The organism is Ignavibacteria bacterium, assembly GCA_025612375.1.
In the GTDB taxonomy this organism is placed as follows: domain Bacteria; phylum Bacteroidota; class Ignavibacteria; order Ignavibacteriales; family SURF-24; genus JAAXKN01.
Genome location: JAAXKN010000073.1, coordinates 1 through 7,568, shown reverse-complemented (window position 1 = coordinate 7,568; position 7,568 = coordinate 1). Strand labels below are relative to the sequence as shown.

Below are 7,568 nucleotides of genomic sequence, written 5' to 3'. Positions count from 1 at the left end.
GAATACGATAAGTATTCCATGAACCTGACCGAAATAGGCTACGAGCAGGAAAAGCTTATCTCGGAAGGCGGGCCTGCGCGATACGTAATTGAGATCAAGAGTGCCAATGAAAATTCCTTCCGTGCCATTGCGACCTCAACAGTCGACTTTGACAATGACGGCACATTTAACCAGTGGGAGGTTACTGAAAACGGAATGATAAAGGAGGTTGTGGGTGATTAAGCATAAAAATATACTGCCTGTTATTGTGTTCTCACTGATTGCCTTTACCCTTAGTCCCGGGTGCCGGAGCCTGGCGTTTCTTAAAGGCGATGAGCCCGAAATAGTGGTTAAGGAAACCTTTGATAAATCCTCCCCAATTGCTGTACTGAATTTCCAGAAAGAAAGCACTTCGCCAACAGTCGACCTAGGAAGGCTTGCGGCTGAAAAGTTTACGGATGCAATGTTCCTTAAACTGGGGCTTAATACAATTGACCGTTCCCGTGTAAATGAAAGCATGAGATACCTCGGCATAAATTCCCCGGAGAGCTTGTCATTGGACGACATCCAGAAACTGGGCCTGAGGCTTAAGGCGGGCTACCTCCTTTTAGGCAGGGTAAAGAACCTGACGGGAGAGGATTATCTGAGTGAAGACTGCAATAAAAATTTAACAATCTCATTCCGCCTGGTATCGGTCCTGAACGGGAACGTTGTGGCACTTGGAAGTTACTCGTCAAAGTACGAAGGAGACGCGGCAGTGAAAATAGATGAGATGGTTGGGGATATTATGGAAAAGATGAAATCCGGTTCAGAAGAAGAAAAAGCAGATTCCACAAATGCAGGCAGTAACTAGTGACCCAGGCGTTCATTATATTACTTTCGCTTGCGCTTGGAAGCTTTTCTAACAATGTAATTTCGTTCTTTTGGGGATCGTCTCCTTTTGACGTAAAAAGGTCGCTTTGCATGTGCGGGGAGCGTGAGCTTAAAGCAAAAGAGCTCATACCTGTTCTAAGTTTTATGATGCAGAAGGGAAAATGTATTAACTGCCGTAAAGCTATTCCCAACAGGTATGTTATAGTTGAGATATTGTCTCTTTTTATTGGCATTATCACTTACTATACCTACGGCCTTACTGTTAATATGGCTCTTCACTACGCATTCTTTATGACGCTTTTTATTATAGGTATGGTAGACTTAAAGAAACTTATAATACCGAACATGTTTGTAATTATAATCCTCATGCTTGCAGTTGTAAAAGTGGTGCTATATGGTGAAGTCTATTGGATAAATATTATCTCAGCCGTTTCACTGGGTTCACTTTTTATGCTGGTGAATTATCTGGGCAGCATGCTTAAAGGTAAAAACCTGATAGGCCCGGGAGATATAAAGCTTATAATGGTGATGACGCTTTTTATGGATTTCCCCGTGTCGCTTCTGGCACTCTGGATCTCGGCTCTTATCGCAATACCGGGCTATTATACAATTAGGCAGTTTAATAACGAGCTTAAATTAAAAACCCTGGTTCCTTTCGGTTTCTTTATGGCAATTGGATATTCTTTTACGGAGCTTTTTAGTTTTTACATTTTCAAATTGGCTTTTTCTTTAAGGTTTTAACCGGATGCATAATATACCTGAAATAATGCCTGAAGCCCTCACGCTCCTGCCTGCAAAGAAGGCCTATGAGGAAAATGTCCTTCCCCTTAAAGTGGAAAAAGGTGAATTCCATGTTGGGCTTTCAGGCGCTAGGAATCAGAAGGTGATAAATGAAATTGCCTTCTATACCGGATACAGGATTATTCCCCATGAAGTGCCGCAGGAGATAATTCTTGCAAAGCTTAAGGAGGTCTATCCTGCTTCAGCTGCGGAAGAAAGAAGGGGAGCCTCTGAACAAAAATCAGATCCTTCAATGGACGTGGCATCCCTTGAAGGCTCGAACGTTGAGTTTGTAAACCAGGTTATTCAGGGCGCGGTTAAAAGCGGTAGTTCAGACATTCACCTGGAGGTTTACGAGAACCTCTTCCGCGTGCGCTACAGGATTGACGGCCACTTGAGGGAGATGTTCAACCTCCCGAAGGAAAGAAGCCAGGCCGTTATAAGCAGGCTTAAGATCATGGCTAACCTCGACATATCTGAAAAAAGAAGGCCTCAGGACGGCAGGATCCGTTTTCCCTACCAGGATAAGACTATAGATATAAGGCTTTCAACACTGCCTACAAACTTTGGAGAAAAAGTAGTTCTAAGGATCCTGGACAAGTCACAGGTTCAGCTGGACCTGAGGAAACTGGGACTTAATGAAAGCCAGCACTCAGTTTTAAGCAGGAACCTCAGGCTTCCTTACGGCATGATACTCGTTACGGGGCCAACAGGAAGCGGAAAGACCACGACGCTCTATGCATCCTTAAAGGAAATCCACTCGGTCGAGAAAAATATTCTTACGGCAGAGGACCCAATTGAATATAACCTGGAAGGCATAAACCAGAGCAGCATGAGGCCTGACATCGGATACGACTTTGCCAGCGCATTAAGAACTTTCCTCAGGCAGGATCCGGACATAATAATGGTTGGAGAGATAAGAGACAAAGAGACAGCCGAGATTGCCGTAAGGGCTTCTTTAACGGGGCACCTTGTCTTAAGCACGCTTCACACCAATGACTCGGTTTCAGCAATAACAAGGCTTATTGACATGGGAATTGAGCCTTTTTTGGTCTCCTCTTCAATAAAGCTCATTATAGCGCAGAGACTTGTACGTACACTCTGCTGCTGCAGAAAAGAAAGCCAGAAGAAGTCTCTTCACGATATACTGAAAACTGAAACTGTTTATGAAAAAAACGGCTGCGAAAAGTGCAGCTTTACAGGCTACAAAGGGAGGTCCGCCATCTATGAGATTCTTGAAATAGACGAAGATATTGCTGAAATGATCTCTCTTAACATGAGGGAGAAGGAAATAAGGCAGAAGGCCCTGGAAAAAGGTTTTATTACGCTCAGGGATTCTGGACTGGAGAAAATTAAATCGGGACTTACAACTTATGAGGAAGTTTTGCGTGAGACAATGCTGTAGAATTTTCATACTTATAACCATATTTTCTTATCTGAATATTTATCCCCAGGAATCAGGCTACAGCGGCTTAAATCCCGGGGGAAGTTATTCCGGAACAGCTGATCAAAAAGGTGTCCCTTCAGGTGAAATAAATCCAAAGAAGATTTATCCTCCCAACAGCCGGGAGGTGATTCCGGCGCTTAACTTCAAGGATACCGATCTGAGGGATATCTTAAGATCCATCGCCTTCGAGTACCATACAAACATTGTTGTAGATAATTCCATAAACGGAAGGGCCTCGGCTGCTCTTTTTAACGTAAGCGTATTAAATGCAATTGAGATGATTGCGCGCGATAACGGCTACGACTTCAGCTACGACAGCCTGAGGTTCTATGTAAAGCCTATGAAGGTGAAACTGCCCCCTCCCGTTCCCGAGGCTGAGCCGGAAGTCCAGTTTAATAAGGGTAAACTCTCTTTGAAACTAATGAATGCGGATATAAATAAACTCGTTGAAAAGCTGAGGAGTGCAACGGGTAAAAACTTCCTCCTAAACCAGGGCACCTCGGGCAGGCTGTCGGGTGAACTTAAAAATGTGGAGCTTGAAACGGGGCTCAAGAACATTCTGCAGAATAACGGGTTTTTTCTTACAGCCTCAGATTCAATTTTCTACATCGCGCGCTCCGGTTACTTCTCAAGCCTTGAAGGCAGCAATGCTCCCTCTAAAAGCGCGGGCTACTGGGTAAACGCAAGGAATAACAGGGTTACGCTTGACGTCATGCAGGCAAACCTGGATCAGGTCTTAACAGACATAGCAAGACAGATGGGGCTTCAGGTGGTAAAGCTTGCAATACCCACGGCCAGCGTAACTGTAAGGTGCACAGAGGTCCCTCTTGATGTAGCTCTGGGATACCTTTTTAAGGGAACCGAATTTTCATTCCGTGAGGAAAACGGCGCCTATGTAATAGGCCCTAAGACTTCTAAGAACCTTGATAACACAAAGCTCCTGAGGCTTAAATATCTAAGGGCAGATAAGATTAAGGAAACACTTCCGCAGGCGTTTACCCAGGGAATAAGTGTCGGAGTTTCACTGGAGCATAATGCTATTATCGCCTCCGGGACGAATGAGGCCGTAGCCAACCTTGAAGACTACCTTCAGGCAATTGACCGTCCGGTGCCTCAGGTCTTAATTGAGGCTCTTGTTGTGGACTATAACCTGGACAATATGCTTCAGTACGGAATTACTGCCGGGCGGGGGGATTCTCTTGCAAGTTCAAGACCCAGCAAGTACTACCCCGGAGTTGACGTTACCCTAAGCGGAAGCAAGGTAAACAAGCTCTTAAACAGTATCGGCACCATAAACCTTTTCGGCAAGGATCTGGATGTGGCAAAGCTTGGGAAACTCCCCGATGACTTCTATATGAACCTAAAGCTCATGGAGCAGCACGGTATTGCAAACGTTAAGAGTAAGCCTCTTCTTTCTTCTCTTAACGGCCACACGGCATCGCTTAAAATTGGCACGGTGCAGAACTACGTGTTTAACGAGATCATGCCTATTACAAGCCAGGTAAATTCCACGTTTATCGAGCGTGAGAGGATAGAAAAAATTGAGGCCAATATTTCCTTCGAGATCACCCCCTGGGTTGGACCGAATAGTGAACTCACCCTTGAAATTAAGCCCGAGTTCCAGACGCCCATTGGTCCTTTTGTGCCGGATAAGAAGCTTATACCTGCCATAAACACCCGTTCCATGTTCTCAACCTTAAGGCTTAAGGACGGGGAGACTATCATTCTGGGAGGCCTTATTCAGGAAAGCGAAACAAATACTGAAGACAAAGTGCCTCTTCTTGGCGACATACCATTTATAGGGAAGTTCTTTACAAACGTGGATAAAAAGAAAAGCAAAGGGGAGCTTATCATTTATCTAACGCCAAGGATCTCATACGGCGATGACTTCGGGAACTCGTACTATGAATATTCAAAATAGTTTTAATCTGGACTTATAGAAGTGAAGCTATCGTTTATAAAAGATATAAGCATAATGAGGCTTTCAGGCATAAAGAGCATTATTGTGCTTGAAATGTTTCAGGATCACTATAAGGTGCTCCTTGTAAAAAGAAAGGAAGGGCCTTTCAGGCTTAAAAAAGGGGACCTGAAGAGTTTCCAGTCAGTTTATTCTGATTTGTGTTATGCTGATGCAGAGCCTTCAGGTATTCAAAAGAAAATAAAAGAGATAATAAGTAAATACGGCTTAAAAGATCCTGCCCTTGTAGCTGGGGTAAACGGCTTCAGGCACAGCATGGCTGCAATCCCCCTTGACAATGATGACGAGGAGCTGTGGTTCCTGGAGAACTCGGGTAAATTTCTGCCGGAAGGGCGTCCTAAAGACGAGTTCATGCTTTCATACGGCTTCCTTAGGAAAGATGACAACTACGCCTATTATCTCACCTCAGTCCTGAGGCGTGACTACATGGATAAGGTTTTATCCATTCTTAAGCTTGAAGGATTAAAGATTTTAGGAGTCTTCCCGTTCAGGCTTCTTCTTCCTTTTAACGGGTTTACCAGGGACAAAAACCTGCTTTATCTGGAAATCCTTCAGTCTGAAATTGTTTATTCATTTACGTCTGAAACAGACAGTTTTTCTTCCGGAGTTGAATACATTGAAGCAATAGAAAAGGGGAAGCTTAACTCATCCGGATTTGAAGGCGCCTTAAACAATATCCGTGAGGCTCTTAGGCAGACCTCAGGACAGAATCCCCTAAATGAGCTTCATCTTTTGCTTAGTTCTGAAAAGGATGTTTTCAGTGAGGCGGAACATATAGCAAGGCAGGTATTTAGTCCTGCAGAAATAAATAACAGTTTACACGGGCTTGATCCTCAATTCTTAAGCTCGGGACTGGCATTAAACACAATTTTTAACGGCATGGATTCCGGTATTAACTTCCTGGACGAGGAACAGAAAGAAAAAGAAAGGGAACCCGTTGAAAAGCTTGCCGCAATGAGGCTTATTCTTGCCTTTGGGGGCATACTGATATTTTTCCTTTTGTCTTTCTATATGCTTGAAGGTTACATGTCGGATAAGCTTCAGAACATGGGGGATGACCTTTCGGGTGCCTCTACCAGGCTTATAGAAGTGGAAAAGCTTACAAAAGAAAATGCCTCTCTTGCCTTAAATCTCAAAACGCTTAAAAGTCTTAAGACAGAAAGGGTGACCTATACTAATCTCATGTTTTATCTCTCAGGCATAACATCGGAAAAAAGCTGCCTTACAGGTCTTACTCTTAAAGGAAAGCAGGGGGACTTTATTGACTGTGACATTTCAGGTGCCGCAAGAACTCAGGAAGAGGTGGCGCGTGTTATGGGACGCCTTGAAACGCTTCAGGGTTTTAAGGATCCCGTGCTCCTTTTCTCGGGGGAGAAGGAAAGGGCATACAGTGAAGCTCCACAGATGGACGGGCTAATGCGGTTTAACATAAGCATAAAGTATAAGGCTGAATAGGAAAGAATATGCCGATAAAAAATAAAAAATGGAAGAGTCTGATAGTTCTATCAGCTCTGCTTTTCTTCTTTATAATGCTTTTCGACATTCTTCCCAGGTCCTCCAGCCTTACTTCAATGGCAATGGAGCTTATGGAAGAAAAAAGCAGGCTGGAGAAGGAAAAAGAAAGTGAAATGCGGTTTAAGGAGCTGAGGTTGGAGAACATTTCTTTGAAAGATGAGCTGAGGTCTATGGCCCCGGGCTACGCTCCGGGAGGGAATATGTCATCTGTTGTATCGCTCCTGGACTCACTTTCTCATATAAGCCATAGCTGTATTTCATCAATTGTGCCGGGTAAAAGCTACAGGAAGGACAATCTTATAGTTCAGCCTCTGGAAGTAGACCTGAGGGCAAGGTACGAAAATGCCTATAACTGGGCAAGTTTCCTGGAAACGGCAAGAAAGGTAATCCTGATTAAAAGCTTAACCCTAAAGCCAAAAGACGCTCTTAGCGACAGCCTTACGATTAAAACCGAACTTGAAGTGTACATGAACCTATGAAAATAAAAGCTAAGAATAATAAAACTGTAATATTCCTCCTTATTGTTACCCTTGCGGTGTGGGGGGCAATACTCTATAATGTGATTAAGTATTACAAGTCACGCAGTGGCAGTGAGGAAGCAGGTGAAGTACTGACCTCTTTTAGTGAAGAAGGCCTGAAAGCTTCTTCGGTAAACAAAAGCAGTGTGGAAAGCTATAGTACAGCCATGCAGTATAAAAGTCTTGACCGCGACCCGTTCCGAATGGAAGGATCAAGGCCCAAAGAGGACAATATACCTGTAAAGAAATCTTCACTCCGTGAAGAAAAACTTATCCCTGTAAAACCCCGTCTTAACTATAAAGTAAGCGGAGTAATTATTAACAAGGGCAATAAGCTTGTGGTATTTGAGGACGTGACCGGAGAAAAAACCCTTTTCCTGCGGGAAGGGGATACTTATAAAGACATTACCATAGAATCAGTGCTGATGGATAAAGTAACCCTTTCGGAAGATGGATTGACAAAGCAAATTATGCTGCA

Annotated in this window: 8 protein-coding genes; all 8 read left to right on the top strand. The window is 43.8% G+C overall.

Annotated elements, in window-relative coordinates:
- Positions 1-222 (top strand): general secretion pathway protein GspG (locus tag HF312_20835; protein ID MCU7522669.1); only part of this gene is annotated, 222 nt, incomplete at its 5' end.
- Positions 215-832: a hypothetical protein gene (locus tag HF312_20830; GenBank protein ID MCU7522668.1), complete on the top strand. Its 618-nt coding sequence runs from the start codon at positions 215-217 to the stop codon at positions 830-832. The genes HF312_20835 and HF312_20830, both read left to right, overlap by 8 nt.
- Positions 832-1,593: a prepilin peptidase gene (locus tag HF312_20825; GenBank protein MCU7522667.1), complete on the top strand. Its 762-nt coding sequence runs from the start codon at positions 832-834 to the stop codon at positions 1,591-1,593. The genes HF312_20830 and HF312_20825 overlap by 1 nt, the downstream gene beginning before the upstream one ends.
- 4 nt (positions 1,594-1,597) lie before the next feature.
- Positions 1,598-3,037 carry a type II/IV secretion system protein gene (locus HF312_20820; protein ID MCU7522666.1) on the top strand — a complete coding sequence of 480 codons (1,440 nt, stop codon included), beginning with the start codon at positions 1,598-1,600 and terminating at the stop codon, positions 3,035-3,037.
- On the top strand, positions 3,021-5,000 hold the full coding sequence (locus HF312_20815; GenBank protein ID MCU7522665.1) for a hypothetical protein: 1,980 nt from the start codon (positions 3,021-3,023) through the stop codon (positions 4,998-5,000). Before HF312_20820 ends, HF312_20815 begins: the two co-directional genes overlap by 17 nt.
- A gap of 21 nt (positions 5,001-5,021) precedes the next feature.
- Positions 5,022-6,512 carry a hypothetical protein gene (locus tag HF312_20810; GenBank protein MCU7522664.1) on the top strand — a complete coding sequence of 497 codons (1,491 nt, stop codon included), beginning with the start codon at positions 5,022-5,024 and terminating at the stop codon, positions 6,510-6,512.
- Between the two features lie 8 nt (positions 6,513-6,520).
- Positions 6,521-7,051: a hypothetical protein gene (locus tag HF312_20805; GenBank protein ID MCU7522663.1), complete on the top strand. Its 531-nt coding sequence runs from the start codon at positions 6,521-6,523 to the stop codon at positions 7,049-7,051.
- The coding region (locus tag HF312_20800) for a hypothetical protein (GenBank protein ID MCU7522662.1) at positions 7,048-7,568 on the top strand (521 nt) is incomplete at its 3' end. The genes HF312_20805 and HF312_20800, both read left to right, overlap by 4 nt.

What these genes read in the sequence shown, in the direction of transcription:
- HF312_20820 (MCU7522666.1), top strand. Translation starts at nt 1,598, where the DNA reads ATGCATAATATACCTGAAATAATGCCTGAAGCCCTCACGCTCCTGCCT.
- HF312_20805 (MCU7522663.1), top strand. Translation starts at nt 6,521, where the DNA reads ATGCCGATAAAAAATAAAAAATGGAAGAGTCTGATAGTTCTATCAGCT.